The sequence below is a fragment of the Roseococcus sp. SYP-B2431 genome, assembly GCF_004336745.1.
Taxonomy (GTDB): domain Bacteria; phylum Pseudomonadota; class Alphaproteobacteria; order Acetobacterales; family Acetobacteraceae; genus Roseococcus.
Map to the genome: position 1 here is coordinate 268,954 of NZ_SJXD01000011.1, position 14,356 is coordinate 283,309.

10 protein-coding genes are annotated in these 14,356 nt (G+C 70.4%); 2 read left to right on the forward strand and 8 right to left on the reverse strand.

Features of this window, described 5'->3' with window-relative positions; genetic code table 11:
- Positions 1 to 97: 97 nt before the first annotated feature.
- The 5 genes from EJV46_RS02645 to hemC form a co-directional block, all read right to left on the reverse strand.
- On the reverse strand, positions 98 to 1,948 hold the full coding sequence (locus tag EJV46_RS02645; protein ID WP_131547029.1) for a ribonucleoside-diphosphate reductase subunit alpha: 1,851 nt from the start codon (positions 1,946 to 1,948) through the stop codon (positions 98 to 100).
- 321 nt (positions 1,949 to 2,269) lie between these two features.
- On the reverse strand, positions 2,270 to 3,562 hold the full coding sequence (locus tag EJV46_RS02650) for an ArgE/DapE family deacylase (protein ID WP_131547030.1): 1,293 nt from the start codon (positions 3,560 to 3,562) through the stop codon (positions 2,270 to 2,272).
- A gap of 178 nt (positions 3,563 to 3,740) precedes the next feature.
- On the reverse strand, positions 3,741 to 4,034 hold the full coding sequence (locus tag EJV46_RS02655) for a hypothetical protein (RefSeq protein WP_131547031.1): 294 nt from the start codon (positions 4,032 to 4,034) through the stop codon (positions 3,741 to 3,743).
- A 35-nt stretch (positions 4,035 to 4,069) separates the two neighbouring features.
- Positions 4,070 to 4,810, reverse strand: coding sequence for a sulfite exporter TauE/SafE family protein (locus EJV46_RS02660; protein WP_131547032.1), 741 nt, complete (start codon positions 4,808 to 4,810; stop codon positions 4,070 to 4,072).
- Between the two features lie 165 nt (positions 4,811 to 4,975).
- A complete protein-coding gene (gene hemC, locus EJV46_RS02665; RefSeq protein WP_131547033.1) occupies positions 4,976 to 5,989 on the reverse strand; it encodes a hydroxymethylbilane synthase in 1,014 nt (337 codons plus the stop codon).
- Positions 5,990 to 6,221: 232 nt separating this feature from the next.
- On the opposite strand from hemC, the gene hemA reads away from it, so the two are divergent.
- Complete coding sequence (gene hemA / locus EJV46_RS02670; RefSeq protein WP_131547034.1) at positions 6,222 to 7,433, forward strand: 5-aminolevulinate synthase; 1,212 nt, start codon at positions 6,222 to 6,224, stop codon at positions 7,431 to 7,433.
- 9 nt (positions 7,434 to 7,442) lie between these two features.
- Here hemA and EJV46_RS02675 read toward each other — a convergent pair whose 3' ends face one another.
- Entirely contained in the window at positions 7,443 to 10,232 is a 2,790-nt protein-coding gene (locus EJV46_RS02675; protein WP_131547035.1) for a hypothetical protein, read from the reverse strand.
- A gap of 98 nt (positions 10,233 to 10,330) precedes the next feature.
- Positions 10,331 to 11,110, reverse strand: a complete 780-nt coding sequence (locus tag EJV46_RS02680; RefSeq protein WP_131547036.1) for a DUF2189 domain-containing protein — start codon at positions 11,108 to 11,110, stop codon at positions 10,331 to 10,333.
- A 173-nt stretch (positions 11,111 to 11,283) separates the two neighbouring features.
- On the opposite strand from EJV46_RS02680, the gene EJV46_RS02685 reads away from it, so the two are divergent.
- Positions 11,284 to 12,081 carry a class II aldolase/adducin family protein gene (locus tag EJV46_RS02685; RefSeq protein WP_131547037.1) on the forward strand — a complete coding sequence of 266 codons (798 nt, stop codon included), beginning with the start codon at positions 11,284 to 11,286 and terminating at the stop codon, positions 12,079 to 12,081.
- A gap of 27 nt (positions 12,082 to 12,108) precedes the next feature.
- Here the strand turns inward: EJV46_RS02685 and EJV46_RS02690 are convergent, their stop codons facing one another.
- Positions 12,109 to 14,355: an HlyD family efflux transporter periplasmic adaptor subunit gene (locus EJV46_RS02690; protein ID WP_131547038.1), complete on the reverse strand. Its 2,247-nt coding sequence runs from the start codon at positions 14,353 to 14,355 to the stop codon at positions 12,109 to 12,111.
- Between the last annotated feature and the right edge of the window lies 1 nt (position 14,356).

The window sequence follows — 14,356 nt, forward strand, 5'->3', positions numbered from 1 at the left end:
CGACAGGAAACTCGTTTCCTGCACCTTCCTTCGTAAAGGGGTCCAGGGCCAAAAGCCCTGGTGGGGGAGTGTGAGGGGGCAAAGCCCTCTCACGTTCTTACTGGCAGGCGAGGCATTCCTCATAATTCGTCGAAGCGGGCGCCGCCGGCGCTAGCAGCTGCAGCGCCAGCTGCTCGTCCGTATAGCCCAGCCGGGGCTGCACCGCGACCTTCTCGCTGATGGTGTCGGCCCGCGCCATCGACAGCGAGCGGCAGTAGTAGAGCGACTTCATGCCCTTCTTCCAGGCCGTCATGTGGATCTGGTGCAGGTCGCGCTTGTGGACGTTCGCCGGCAGGAAGACGTTCACCGACTGCGACTGGCAGATATAGGGCGTGCGGTCCGCCGCATGCTCGATCACCCAGCGCTGGTCCAACTCGAAGGCCGTCTTGAAGGTGGCCTTCTCCTGCTCGTCCAGGAAGTCGAGATGCTGCACCGAGCCCTTGTTGACGGTCACCGTGGTCCAGGTCTCGTCGTCGTCGCGCCCGTGCTTTGCCAGCACCGCCTTCAGATAGGGGTTGCGCACGATGTAGGAGCCGGAGAGGGTCTTGTGGTTGTAGACATTCGCTGCGATCGGCTCGATGCCGGGCGAGGCGCCGCCGCAGATGATGGAGATGGACGCCGTGGGCGCGATCGCCATCTTGTTGGAGAAGCGCTCCAGGAAGCCGTACTCGGCGGCATCGGGGCAGGGGCCCCGCTCCTCGGCCAGCAGCCGCGACGCCGCATCCGCCTGCTCGCGGATGTGCCGGAACATCTTCTTGTTCCACACCTTGGCGATGACGCTCTCGAAGGGAACGTTCAGGCCCTGGAGGAAGGAGTGGAAGCCCATCACGCCCAGGCCCACCGAGCGCTCGCGCATCGCCGAGTAGCGCGCGCGCGCCATGCTGTCGGGCGCGGTGTCGATGAAGTTCTGCAGGACGTTGTCGAGGAAGCGCATCACGTCGGGGATGAAGCGCGGGTCGTCCTTCCACTCCATCCAGGTCTCGAGGTTGAGCGAGGAGAGGCAGCACACGGCCGTGCGCTGCTCGCCATGCTGGTCGAGGCCCGTGGGGAGCGTGATCTCGCTGCACAGGTTCGAGGTCTTCACCTCGAGGCCGGCGAGCTTGTGGTGCTCTGGCCGCGCGTTGTTCACGTGGTCGGAATAGACGATGTAGGGCTCCCCGGTCTCGAGGCGCGCGGTCAGCAGGCGGATCCAGAGCGAGCGGGCCGAGAGGGTGCGGACGATGGCGCCGTCCTTGGGCGAGGTGAGCGCCCAGGTGTCGTCGGTCTCGACGGCGCGCATGAAGGCGTCGCTGACGAGGATGCCGTGGTGCAGGTTGAGCGCCTTGCGGTTCGGATCGCCGCCGGTCGGGCGGCGGATGTCGATGAACTCCTCGATCTCGGGGTGGCTGATCGGCAGGTAGACCGCTGCCGAGCCGCGGCGCAGCGAGCCCTGGCTGATGGCGAGCGTCAGGCTGTCCATCACGCGGATGAAGGGCACGATGCCGGAGGTCTTGCCGTTCTGGCCGACCTTCTCGCCGAGGGAGCGTAGGTTGCCCCAGTAGGAGCCGATGCCGCCGCCCTTGGAGGCGAGCCAGACATTCTCGTTCCAGAGGCCCACGATGGATTCGAGGCTGTCATTGGCCTCGTTCAGGAAGCAGCTGATCGGCAGCCCGCGCGTCGTACCCCCGTTCGACAGCACAGGCGTGGCCGGCATGAACCACAGCCGGCTGATGTAGTCGTAGAGCCGTTGCGCATGCGCGGCGTCGTCGCCATAGGCGGAGGCCACGCGCGCGAAGAGGTCCTGGTAGCTCTCGCCGGGCAGCAGGTAGCGGTCGTCGAGCGTGGCGCGGCCGAAATCGGTCAGCAGGGCATCGCGGCTGCGATCCACCTGAACCTGATGATGGCCCTGAAGCTGAACTGCGTCGAACACGGTCAAATCCCCTCAATCCCCCGGTCGGGGAACATGCCCCAGCCGATCCGGGTTATCAACAGCCTCGCTACATATGGGGATGGCCGCCCCGGCTGCACACAAGATGGAGTGGTTTGTGCGATTTTAGTGAAAGCTTAGGAACTCCGCGCTTGTTCTCGCTTCGTTCATATGCCGCCGAATCTGTGCGCGCGCAACGTGCTGTGTCATGGCAGCAACAGGACAAGCGCGGAAGGGCTGGATTCGCTTATCCCCATGATCCCCCGAATCCACAGATCGCGGGTCCCGAGGGATGGCCCTGGCGGGGGCCGGGGGCAGAGTCTCCTATTCCAGCGCCTTGAGTCCGCACCAATCCGCGATGAAGGCCGCCATGGCCAGCGTGGTCGTCTTGAGATGTTCGAGGTGGGTCCGCTCGTCGAAGGCATGGGCGCCTTCGCCCTTCGGCCCGTAGCAGAGCGCCGGCATGTCGAAATACAGCCCGTAGAAGCGGGTGTCGTTCACGGCGGTGGTGATCCGCGCCGGCATCTCCGCGCCAAAGGCGGCGCGATGGGCCTCGGCGAGGACGGCCTCCGCCTCGCTGCCCGGCTCCAGCACGTAGCCGTCGGCCAGGAAGCCGTGCCACTGCACCTCGGGCGGGTTGTTGGCGAGGAAGTTGTCCGTTTTCGCGGCCGCCGCCACGGCCTTCTCGACGGCGCGCTGCTGGGCGGCCACGTCCTGGCCGGGGAGGAGGCCGATCCGGCAGTCGATCTCGCACCAGGCCGGGGTCGAGCTGGCCCAGTCGCCGCCCCGGATGATGCCCGGGTTGAACTTGATGGGATCCTGGAGCCCCGAATACCACTGGTCCTCCCTGGCCGCCCTGTTGAGCTCCCTCGTGTGCTCCTGCAGGGCCTGGATGAGGTGGTAGCCGCTCATGATGGCGTTGCTGCCCGACTGGGCCACGGCCACGTGCACCGGCACCCCCCGCACCTTGATGCGGAACCAGAGCGTGCCGGTATGGGCGCGGGTGATGGTGCCGCCGGTGGGCTCGGGGATCAGGCAGGCGTCGGCGCGGTAGCCGCGCAGCAGCGTCGCCAGCGCGCCGTTGCCGGTGCTCTCCTCCTCGGTGACGGTCTGCAGGAAGACGTCGGCGGCCGGGGCGAATCCGGCCGTGCGCAACGCCTCCATGGCGAAGCACATGGCCGAGACGCCGGACTTCATGTCGTGCGCGCCGCGGCCGTACATCCAGCCGTCCTTCACCGTGCCGCCATAGGGCGGGTAGGTCCACATCTCGGCCGGGCCCTCGGGGACGACGTCGATATGGCCCTGGATGATCAGGCTGCGGCCGGTCGGCGCGGCGCAGCGCTTCGAAGCCACGACCTGGAAGGAGCCGGCGGGGTCCACGTCCACCATGGGGCTGGCCTTGGGATGATCCTGCCAGCGGACATCGGCGATGGAGAAGCGGTCGACCGTGTAGCCGAAGCCGCGGCCGGCGAACCACCGGTACATATGGTCCTGCAGGGGCGCCTCGCGGCCGCGCAGCGAGGGATGGCGGACGATATCGGCCAGGAATCGCACCTGCTCGTCGAAATTGGCCTCCACAGCGGCCGAAAGCGTCTGCAGCGTGGTCTTGTCGGGCATGGGGTCTCCACCTCGGGCATTCGGTCGACGTGGCCATGATAACGCAGGCGGCGGCCCTGCGCTGCCCGGCGCGCGAAGGAGATATGGCCGCAAGGGCCGCCGATGCTCGCCGGACGGGCAGCCAGGCGGCGCGAGCATCTCTGCCGGCCCGCGAAGAAGCCTGGTCGGCGGATCTCGCCTAGGCGGCCCGCCTTTCCCCCGGGCGAGGGAGAACTTCCAGCAATCCGCGCGCGCAGGCCGCCTGCTCGAGCGAGGCGAGCTCGGCCTGGGCGAGCAGGTCCGGCAGGCGTGCGATGCCCCGCCCGCCGGCAAGCTCGGCGGCCGCTTCGCGCAGGAGGGCGCTGCCGTGCCGGATGGAATCGGCGAGCCGCAGGACCAGCTCCGCCGTCCCGTCCGGCGGAGGCGTCGCCGGCGAGGGGCGGCTGGCCAGGAGGGCGGCGAAGAGCGCGGCATCGGGGGAGGCGTCTGGCATCCCCGCAAGGTCGGGCCGGAAGGCTTTCGATTTCGTTAAAGCAGCAGCGAGATGCCGGAGAGGAACAGCAGCCCCACCAGCACCAGCCGGAACCCCTGCGCCGGGATGATGCGATAGGCCTTGAGGCCGAGCCAGGTGCCGAGCATCAGGGCGGGCAGGCCGGTGAGCAGCGTCCATCCCGTCTCCCGCGTGACGAAGCCGCCGAGGGCGAGGCAGGCCGCGGTGATGACCTGCATCGTGGTCACGAAGGGCTGCAGCCGGGCGCGGGCCTCCTCCTTGGTCAGGCCCTGGAGGTCCACCCACATGGCCGGCAGCGCGCCGGAGAAGCCGCCGATCCCGCCCAGGATGCCGGAGAGGAAGCCCACGATCTTGTCGATCCAGTGGTTCGCCGCCACGGGCCGGGGCTTGATGCGCAGGGCCATGCGCGCCAGCGCGTAACCGCCATAGCCCGCCAGCAGCACGCCCACGATGATTCCCACCTGCCGCGGATCGGCGACGCGCAGGATCAGGATCCCGATCGGCAGGCCCAGCACGCCGGCCAGGATCGGCCCCAGCAGCGGCCGCCATCGCACCGAGCGCAGCACCGTCGGCAGGCTGATCGACTGGACCACGAGGTTGCCGAGCACCAGCACCGGCGCCAGCACCTGGGGCGAGACGAAATGCAGCAGGATGCCGGCGGCGATCAGGTTGAAGGCGAAGCCCGCGAGCCCGGCGCAGAAGGCAGCGACGAAAAGTCCCAGGGGGACCACGATGGTCGGAAGGAAATCGGCGGGCATGGTGCTTTCCGGATGCGGGCATCCTGGCTGGAACCGCCAGGCGGGCCAATGCCGCCGGGGCGATCGGGCGCCGAGGGTCAGGCCGCGGCTCGCCGGCGGGGTGGGGCGGGAGGTCGCCGCGTCCGGGACGTCCTGTGGGGACCGTCCGGCCGCCGGCGCCGGCCCTCAGGCGAACACGTCCGCCGGCGTCTCGCGGAACAGCTCCTCGCCCAGCGCCCGGCCCATCCGGACGGCGTCGCCCGCCGCCCCCTCGACCCTCCGCCGGATCAGGAAGCTCCCGTCCCCGCGCGCGATCAGCCCCGTCAGCCGCAGCCGCCCTTCCGGCAGCAGCACCGCATGCGCGCCGATCGGCGTCCGGCAGGAGCCGTCCAGCGCGCCGAGCAGCGCCCGCTCGGCGAGGCTCACCGCCCTGGAGGCCGGGTCCCAGATGGCCGTCAGCAGCTCGCGCAGCTCGACGTCGTCGGCGCGGACGGTTACGCCGATGACGCCCTGGCAGGCCGCCGGCACCATCTCCTCCTCGTCGAGGATCACGTCGGCATGCGCCTCGAGCCCGAGCCGCTTCAGGCCGGCCAGCGCCAGCAGGGTCGCGTCGAACTCGCCGCTGGCGACGCGGGAGAGGCGGGTCTGCACATTGCCGCGGATCATCTCGCAGCGCAGGTCGGGCCGCAGGTGCAGCAGCTGCGCCTGGCGGCGCACCGAGGCCGTGCCCACCAGCGCGCCCTGCGGCAGGGCGGAGAAGGGATCCCAGGCCGCGCCGGAGAAGCCGCCGCGCCGGCAGGTCTCGCCCAGGACGATCGCATCGCGCGCATCCTCGCGGCGCAGGGTGCAGGCCAGCGCGACGCCGGCCGGCAGCTCCGTCTCCAGATCCTTCAGGCTATGGACGGCGAAGTCCACCCGGCCGTCGAGCAGCGCCTCGTGGATCTCCTTGGCGAAGAGCCCCTTGCCGCCGATCTCGGCCAGCCGCTTCTCCTGCGCGCGGTCGCCCGAGGTCGCGATCTCGCATTCCTCGAAGGCGTCCAGGTTACGCAGCACGGGACAGACGGCGCGGATGCGGTCCAGGAAGAGGCGCGTCTGGAACAGCGCCAGCGGCGAGCCGCGGGTGCCGACGCGCATCGGGATGGCGGGGGCGTGCGGCCGCGTGTTGCGCGCGGGCGCGCCGGCGGGATCAGGGTGCCTCATGCGCCAAAGATCGCCGGTAACGGGGCCGGGCTGCCAGATCCCAACACGAGATGGAACATCCTTCGGAAATGCGGGCGCTGCATAGCACAGCGATTGGCGCAAGCGAGTGACCCGTGCCTTGATCCTTGTCAATTCGTGCGGCGATATTCCTGCCATATGCGCGCGGGGGCTGCTTCCGCGGCCCGGGGCCGCTAGATTGCGGCGACGGGCTTCGGCCCGGGAAAGGCCAGCCATGGACTACGAAAACCTCTTCCGCACCCAGCTCGACGGCCTTCGCCGCGAGGGCCGCTACCGCGTTTTCGCCGACCTCGAACGGCAGGCCGGCGCCTTTCCGCGCGCCACGCTCCACCATCCGGACGGCGCGGGGCAGGTCACCGTCTGGTGCTCCAACGACTATCTCGGCATGGGTCAGCATCCCGAGGTTCTGGCAGCCATGCACGAGGCGCTGGACCGGACGGGCGCCGGCTCGGGCGGGACGCGCAACATCGCCGGCACGAACCACGAGCACATCCTGCTGGAGCGCGAGCTGGCGGACCTCCACGGCAAGGAGGCAGCGCTCCTCTTCAACTCCGGCTACATGTCCAACTGGGCGACGCTGACGACGCTGGCCGGCCGGCTGCCTGGCTGCGTGGTGCTGTCCGACGAGCTGAACCACGCCTCGATGATCGAGGGCATCCGCCACAGCCGCGCCCGCTGCGAGATCTGGCGCCACAACGACCTGGGCGACCTGCGCGCCCACCTCGAGGCGCTGCCGCGCGACCTGCCCAAGCTCATCGCCTTCGAGAGCGTCTATTCCATGGACGGGGACATCGCCCCCATCGCTGCCATCTGCGACCTCGCCGACGAGTTCGGCGCCATGACCTATCTCGACGAGGTGCACGCCGTCGGCCTCTACGGGCCCCGCGGTGGCGGCATCGCGGAGCGGGACGGGGTGCGGCACCGCCTCACCGTCATCGAGGGCACGCTGGCCAAGGCCTTCGGGGTGATCGGCGGCTATATCGCGGCTTCGGCGAACCTGGTCGACTTCGTGCGCAGCTTCGCCTCGGGCTTCATCTTCTCGACCTCGCTGCCGCCGGCGATCGCGGCGGGCGCCACGGCCAGCATCCGCCACCTCAAGCGGAGCTCCGCCGAGCGCGAGGCCATGCACGCGCGCGTGGCGCAGGTCCGGGCCCGGCTGGACGCGCTGCACATCCCCCATTTGCCGAACCCCAGCCATATCGTGCCGGTCATGGTGCACGACCCCGTGGCCTGCAAGCGCATCGGCGACCTGCTGCTGGAGCGGCATGGCGTCTATGTGCAGCCGATCAACTTCCCGACCGTGCCGCGTGGGACCGAGCGCCTCCGCTTCACGCCCTCGCCGCTCCACACCGACGCCGACATCGACCACCTGATGGGCGCGCTGGCTGAGGTCTGGGCGGAGTTCCGCCTCAGGCGCGCGGCTTGATGGCGCGCCTCACGGCTTGCGGACGGTCAGCAGGACGCTGAAGCCGCCGCTGCGGCCGATGTTGCGAAGCCGGAGTCGCAGCGGGCCGTCGCGATCGGCCTCCCAGGACAGGCGCGAGGCGAGGCCGTCGCCCCCGTCGTCATCATTGACCAGGCCGGTCTCATCGCGGAAGAGCGTCACGACCGTATCCACGTCCCGGTCGAGGCCATAGGTCGCCACCTCGATGATGTCGCCGCGGGAGATTCCATCCACCCGCGCGGTGCCGTCGCTGCCGGAATTGAGGTGCACCCTGAACAGCCGGTCGGGCTCGATCACGCTGGTGCCGCCGGACGCGATGTCGAGGGGGACAGGCATCTCGACCCTGAGCTCGGCCGCCTCGTGGGAGGAGAGGCGGTAGGCCCAGGTCCGGGGCTGGGGGTTCGTGCCCGCCGCGCGGGGCAGAATCCAGATCTCGTTGTGCTGGAGAAGGCGAGCCTCCCGCCGGTCGATCTCGAAGAAGGCGACCGGTCCGGCAGGGCTGGAGAGCCGCAGGAAGACTTCCGGACCGCTCGGCAGACGCAAAAGGCCAAACCGCTCGTCGGCCTGCGGGGCGAGGGGCGCCACTTCCGCATTCAACGAGGCGGGCGAAAGGCCGCTGCGCTCCAGCGGGGTCCAGCCGGCGGCCTGCATGATGTCCGCGCCGATCCGGCGCGCGGAGGAATCATCGAAGCCGAAGGGCAGCCGGGAACTCTCCATGAGGCGGTACAATTCGCGAAACCCGTCGTAACGCTCCAGCAGTTCGACCGCGACCGGCGCGTCGGCGGCAAGAGCGAGCGCGAGGACGTTGAGGATGCCGGTGGGGTTCTCGCGCAGCGAGCGGGAGAAGGGGGTGGAGGATCGCGGCGAGCCGCTGCCGACGCGCGGGTCGAGGGAACCGAACATCGCCATCAGCACGGATCGCCGCTCCGGCCGCGGCAGCTGCCTCACCCTGTCCAGGAACCATGTCCTGTCCTCGTCGGAAGGGCGGTGGATCCATCGGTTCGCGGCGAGGAAGGGCGTCGCGTCGGACATCACGTTCCGGAAGGCGTCGAAGGCGCCCCACGCCTCGCGGTCCGACATGGTGCGCGCGATCAGGATGGCCGCCAGCTGGAGGAGCGGCGGGGTCGGCTGCGCCAGTGTCAGGAGATCGGACAGGGGCGCCTCCTTGGCGGAAGGCGCTATGGCGCCGTGGGAGGCCGCGTTGGCCGACATGGCCCAGAGCAGTCCGAGGAGCGCCACGCGGTCGCGATGCGTCAGGTAGGGCCGCAGCTCGAACCATTCGGCCGTGCCGCGGGCGGGGCGCATCAGGGCGACCAGGGAGCAGAGGCCCGGCCGCATCCGCGAGACCGATTGGCTGCGCTGATCGGCCTCGATGCTGCAGGGATCGCGGGGCGGACGGCGGATTTCCGAGAAATCCTGGAAGTCGAAGCTCCGCCCCGTGGTCCAGGCGGCGAGGCTGCTGCCGCTGCCGCTGGCGCTGCGCAGGAAGGAGCGCGACAGCGAGGCCTCCGTGAGATAGGGGCCGCGCGTCGCGCTCGCGGTCCCGCGGGAGATCATGCCGATCGCCATCCAGGCGGCCTCCTCCACGGCGGCATTGATGGTCGTGGGGTCCACGAGCTTGTTCCAGACGGCCCGGAACAGCGCGATGCGAAGGTTGTCGGGATAGGCCTCGGCCGACAGGCTCCCGATGCCGGAGGCCGCCGAAAGCGCCAGGTCCAGGTTGTCCGATTGCGCCCAGGTCGCCAGCACTTCGATGGCTTCGGCCGAGCCTATCCGGGCCAGGGCCTGGGGCACGATGTCCAGGGAACTCTCCCGCCCGGGGGCATCGAGTTGCTGGACGAAGTCCTGGTGCCAACGGCTCAGGGCCGCGACCCAGGCCTGGCGCTGGTCGATCGGCAGCTCGCGGCCGCGGCGGAAGAAGTTCGCCAGGGAGGTTCGGGCGGTGGCGTCGCTGGCGCAGACGACCTCCGCGCAATAGAGGCGCCAGCTCCGCAGGGCATTTCGCAGCAGCGCGGCCGTGTCGTCCCCCTCGCTCGTCGTGCCGGCGAAGCTCACCGTGGCCAGCGCCTTCAGCGCGACGGAACGCTCCTCGCGCGTGGCGGCCCTTTCGACGAGGGCGGCAACTCCGGCGTTCGCCCTGGCCTGATCCATGGAGGCCAGGAGCGCGAGCGCGATCAGTATGCCGGAATCCTCCGCCGAACGTGTTTCGACCGAGCGCCGCAGCGCATCTGAGGTCATGCGCGGCACGGCCCCGCTTCGCGCGAGTTCCTGGACGACGTCGCCCGCGAAGCTGGCCCGGAAATCCGACTGGTCCCTCAGTTGCTGGAGGAACGCGGTGCGGAGATGCTCGCTGTTCGTCCGCCAGGCCTCCAGAAGACCTTCCCTGACAAGGCTGTCGAGGCGCGCCCGGAGTTCCCCCCCGGGCTCAAGCGCGTGCTCCAGGGACGCCATGGCCCGCTGGCCCCACTGGGTCACGAAGGCGTCGGCGACGGCGAGACGCGCGCCGGACGGAATGTCACGACTGAGCTGCCCGGAGAGGGAAGTCTGGAGCTTCTCCCGGATGTCGCTCGTCTGTGTCGCCACGCGCGCGTCGATCAGGTTGAAGGCAAGTGTTCCGGCGAGGGCGATGCCCGTGACGCCCAGGAAGGCGAGCGGCCGCCAGATCCGGTTCCAGGACTCCTTTACGACACTGGCCGCGAAGCGGTCCGTCAGGATCCGCTTCAACTCGGCCGTGGAGATCTGCGAGATGACGGGGTCGTTCCCCGGCGTATCTTCGGCCATTTCCCGCTCCGTCGATCTTGGATCAGGCGGAGACGCTAGTAGAGATCAAATAGATCTGGAAATCATTTCAGCAATCCGCCTGAACACCTGTAAGATATTCAGAACACCAGCCGCCGGTACAGGTGCCAGGTGGCATGGCCCAGCACCGGCAGCGCCACCGCCAGCCCCACCAGCGTCGCCATCCCCACGAAGAGCAGCACCGCCACCACCACGCCCCAGAGGGTGAGCACGAAGGGATTGGCGCAGAAGGCCGCCAGCGAGGTCTGCACCGCCTCGCCCGGGGAGACCTCGCGGTCCAGCATCATCGGGAAGGACACCACGCTGACCGCTAGCACGAGCAGGGCGAAGCCCGCCCCCATGAGATGGCCGAGCACGGCCAGCATCAGGCCCTCGCGCGTGAGCAGCTGGTCGCGCAGGGCCGCGATCGTGGCGGGCACCTCCGGCCCCATCAGCCCGTGGTAGAGCAGCCGCGCCGCGCCGAGCCAGACCACCAGGATCGCCACCAGCGCCAGCCCCAGCAGGAGGATCCCCACCACCGCGGGCGAGCGCAGCACGCCGAACATGTCGCGCCAGGTGACGGCAAATCCGAGCTCCCGCCGCCGGCTCATCTCGTAGAGGCCGAGCGCCGCCACCGGTCCCACCAGCGCGAAGCCCGTCAGCAGCGGCCAGACCAGCGGCAGCAGCGCGCCGCCCGCCGCCGCCCGGGCCAGGACCAGCCCGAAGACGGGATAGACGAGGCAGAGGAAGAAGATCTGCGTCGGCGCGGCCATGAAGTCGGCCCAGCCCTGCCTGAGGGACAGCCACAGGTCGGCGGGGGCGATGCGGTTGATGCGGGGCTGCGCCGCGGCGCCGGGCGCCGCATAGGCCGTTCGTGCCATGTTCGTTCCTCCGCGGCCCAGTGAGCCGAGGCCGCTCGCGGCTCGGGCGGGAACAGGCGTGCCCGCCCGATGGGGCATCCTACGCCCGCCGGCGCGCGGGAGGCCAGAAAATCACGCCGTTTCGTTCCGGTACGGGCCGCGCTAGTCTCGGCCGAACCACCAGGAGATGTCCCATGCTCGAACAGGCCCCGGCCCCCACGCTTCGCATCGAATCGCTGCGCAACAAGGTCTCGCCGCAGGAGTGGGAGGCGCGCGTGAACCTCGCCGCCTGCTACCGCCTCGTCGACCTCTACGGCATGAGCGACATGATGGCGAACCACATCTCCTGCCGCGTGCCGGGCGAGGACGGGGCCTTCCTCATCAACGCCTATGGCATGAGCTACGACGAGATCACCGCGTCCTCGCTCATCAAGATCGACGTGAAGGGCAACATCCTGCTCAAGCCCGACTTCGGCGAGCTGAACTACGGCGTGAACCGCGCGGGCTTCGTGATCCACGGCGCCATCCACGAGCACAGCCACGAGATCGACTGCGTGATCCACACGCACACCTGGCCCGGCATGGCGCTCTCCTCGCTGGAATGCGGACTGCTGCCGATGAACCAGACGGCGATGCGCTTCCTGAAGATCGGCTACCACGAATACGAGGGCGTCGTGCTCGATCTCTCGATGCAGGAACGGCTGGTCCGCGACCTCGGCGACAACAACGCGCTGATCCTGCGCAATCACGGCCTGCTGACGGTGGGCAGGACCATCGCCGAGGCCTTCAACGCCATGCACCGGCTGGAGCTGAGCTGCCGCGCGCAGCTGGCGGCGCTGGCCTGCAACGCGGCGATCCATCCGGTGCCGCAGAAGGTGCTGGACGAGACCTACATGAACTACCAGCCGCAGACGCGCCGCCCCTACGGCGTGATGGAATGGCCGGGGCTGCTGCGCAAGCTGGACCGGATCGACCCCAGCTTCCGGGACTGAGGCGAGGGGGCCTTCGCTGCGGGGAAGCTACTCCCGCAGCACCACGACCTCCCCGGGCTGGACGCCCGTCCGGATCTCCACCCCCTCCGGCGTGGAGATCCCCAGCGTCACCGGCCGCGACACGATGCGCGCGCCCTCGCGCACCCGCACCACGCGCGCCCCCTCCTCGTCGCGCACCGCCTGCGGCGGCAGCACGACAGCGTCCTCGCGCTGATGGGTGATGATGGACAGGCTCGCCGACATGCCGACCGCGAGCCGTGCCCGCTGCGCCTCGCTGAGCTCGGCGATCGCGATGGAGACGGCGAAGCTCGGCATGCCGCGGCCGCCGCCGCCCTGGTCCGTGCTCGCCTGCGCCGCCACCGAGGCGACGCGGCCGTTCAGCACCTCGCCGGCAAAGGCGTCGCCGGTGACGGTCACCGCCTGGCCCGGTCGCACCGAGTTCACGTCGATCTCGTCCACCTGGCCGCGGACCAGGAAGCCCGCGAGATCGCCGAGGCTGAACATGGCCTGGCCGCGGCTGACCCGGCTGCCGGTCTCGATCGTCGGCGCCCGCTGGCCGCCGCCCGGCTGCTCGGGCGGCGCGAGCACGACGCCGGAGACGGGCGCCGTCACCTCGGCGTTGCGCAGGTCGGTCTCGACCTCCTGCAGCTTCGTCTCGGCATTGGCGAGCTCGAGTTCGGCGGTGCGCAGGTTCAGCTCGTCGCCGCGGGCGAGGGTGGCCGCGAGGTCCTGCTGCGCGGCCTGCAGCTGCAACTCCTGGTTCCGCTGCTGCTGGAGCAGGTTGCGATGCTCCTCGGCCGGGATGATGCCGCGGCCGAGCAGCATGGCGCTCTGCCCCACCCGCGCGCGGAGGTTAGAGGTCTCCAGCTCCGCACCGGCCAGCGTGCGCCGGGCCCGCGCCACCTCGAAGCCCTGCGCCCAGCTCCTCAGCTCGTCCACCTTCTGCCGCGCGCGGATCTCGGCGGCGCGGGCCTCGCGCAGCCGCGTCTCCACCTCGCCGCGGTCCAGGCGCAGCAGCACGTCGCCGCGCGTCACCGCGCCGCCGTAGCGGAAGAGCCGCTCCCGCACCGTGCCGTCGAAGGGCGCGATCACGCTGACATTGGCGCCCGGCTCCAGCACACCCACGATCGCGATGCGCGCGCTGACCGGCTGCGCCGCGGCCGTCATGGTGAGGACCCCGGCCGGCAGCTCCTGCGGGAAGCCCGGCCCGTTGCCCGAGGACTGCCAGGTCCAGGCGGCGACGCCGAAGACCGCGAGGCAGGCGAGCCCGATCGCGCCGGTCCGCATCAGCGCGAGGCGCCGGCCGGTGCGCGCCGCCCGCACGGCCGACTCCTCCAGCTTCAGGAAGGCGTCCTGCAGCTTCGCGTATTGCTCGGCGATCTCCGCCTGCAGGCGCTCGGTCTCCGTCACGTCGGAGAAGACGGCGGTGATCGCGGGCCGGCCCGCCTCCGGGCCCTGCCGCACGCGCCAGACCGTCGCCTCGACGGAGAGCCGCCGGCCGCCGGGGAAGGAGACCGTGCGCCGCTGGCCGCTCTCGCCGTGCAGCGGCGCCAGGACGGCGTCGATGAACTCGTCCGTGCCCTCGCGCTCGTGCAGCATCGCGGCGAGGCTCCGGCCGACGGCCTCCTGCGGATCGAGGTCGAGCATCCGCGCGGCCGCCGGGTTCACCGTCATGATGCCCGCGCCGGGCCCGATGGTGAGCACGCCGTCCGCCATGGAATCCAGGGCGCGGCCGTAGTCGGCGGCCATCGCCTCGCCCATCCCGCGCATCGCCTCCTCGCTCGCGGCGAGCTTCGCGGTGGCGGCGTGCAGCTCCGCGCCCTGGCGGCGCAGCTCGAGCTCGGCGGTCACGCGCGCGGCGAGGCGGGCGAGGCCGTCGCGCTGCGCCTCGCGGAGGCGGCGCGGCACGCGGTCCAGCACGCAGAGCGTGCCCAGCACCTCGCCCGCCCCGCTTCGCACGGGCATGCCGGCATAGAAGCGCAGCGCCTGCTCGCCCTGGACCAGCGGGTGGTCCCGGAAGCGGGGATGGCGCGAGAGATCCTCGATCTCGGTGAGGTTGTCGTTGGCGAGGGTCTCGCCGCAGAAGGCGTGCTCCCGCGGGCAATCCAGCGCGCTGGACGGCATGCCCTGCGCGCCGAGGATCCATTGCTGCGTGCTGTCGAGCAGCGCGACGTAGCCGATCGGCGCCTCGCAGAGGATCGCCGCGAGCCGGGCCAGGTCGTCGAAGGCGGGCGCCGCGGTCACGCCCGCGGCGAAGCTGCCCGGATGGGTCATT

Excerpts from the sequence above, each read along its gene's own strand:
- EJV46_RS02675 (WP_131547035.1), bottom strand. The coding sequence starts at position 10,232 with ATGGCCGAAGATACGCCGGGGAACGACCCCGTCATCTCGCAGATCTCC.
- hemC (WP_131547033.1), bottom strand. The coding sequence starts at position 5,989 with ATGAGGCACCCTGATCCCGCCGGCGCGCCCGCGCGCAACACGCGGCCG.
- EJV46_RS02685 (WP_131547037.1), top strand. The coding sequence starts at position 11,284 with ATGCTCGAACAGGCCCCGGCCCCCACGCTTCGCATCGAATCGCTGCGC.
- EJV46_RS02655 (WP_131547031.1), bottom strand. The coding sequence starts at position 4,034 with ATGCCAGACGCCTCCCCCGATGCCGCGCTCTTCGCCGCCCTCCTGGCC.
- hemA (WP_131547034.1), top strand. The coding sequence starts at position 6,222 with ATGGACTACGAAAACCTCTTCCGCACCCAGCTCGACGGCCTTCGCCGC.
- EJV46_RS02650 (WP_131547030.1), bottom strand. The coding sequence starts at position 3,562 with ATGCCCGACAAGACCACGCTGCAGACGCTTTCGGCCGCTGTGGAGGCC.
- EJV46_RS02680 (WP_131547036.1), bottom strand. The coding sequence starts at position 11,110 with ATGGCACGAACGGCCTATGCGGCGCCCGGCGCCGCGGCGCAGCCCCGC.
- EJV46_RS02690 (WP_131547038.1), bottom strand. The coding sequence starts at position 14,355 with ATGACCCATCCGGGCAGCTTCGCCGCGGGCGTGACCGCGGCGCCCGCC.
- EJV46_RS02660 (WP_131547032.1), bottom strand. The coding sequence starts at position 4,810 with ATGCCCGCCGATTTCCTTCCGACCATCGTGGTCCCCCTGGGACTTTTC.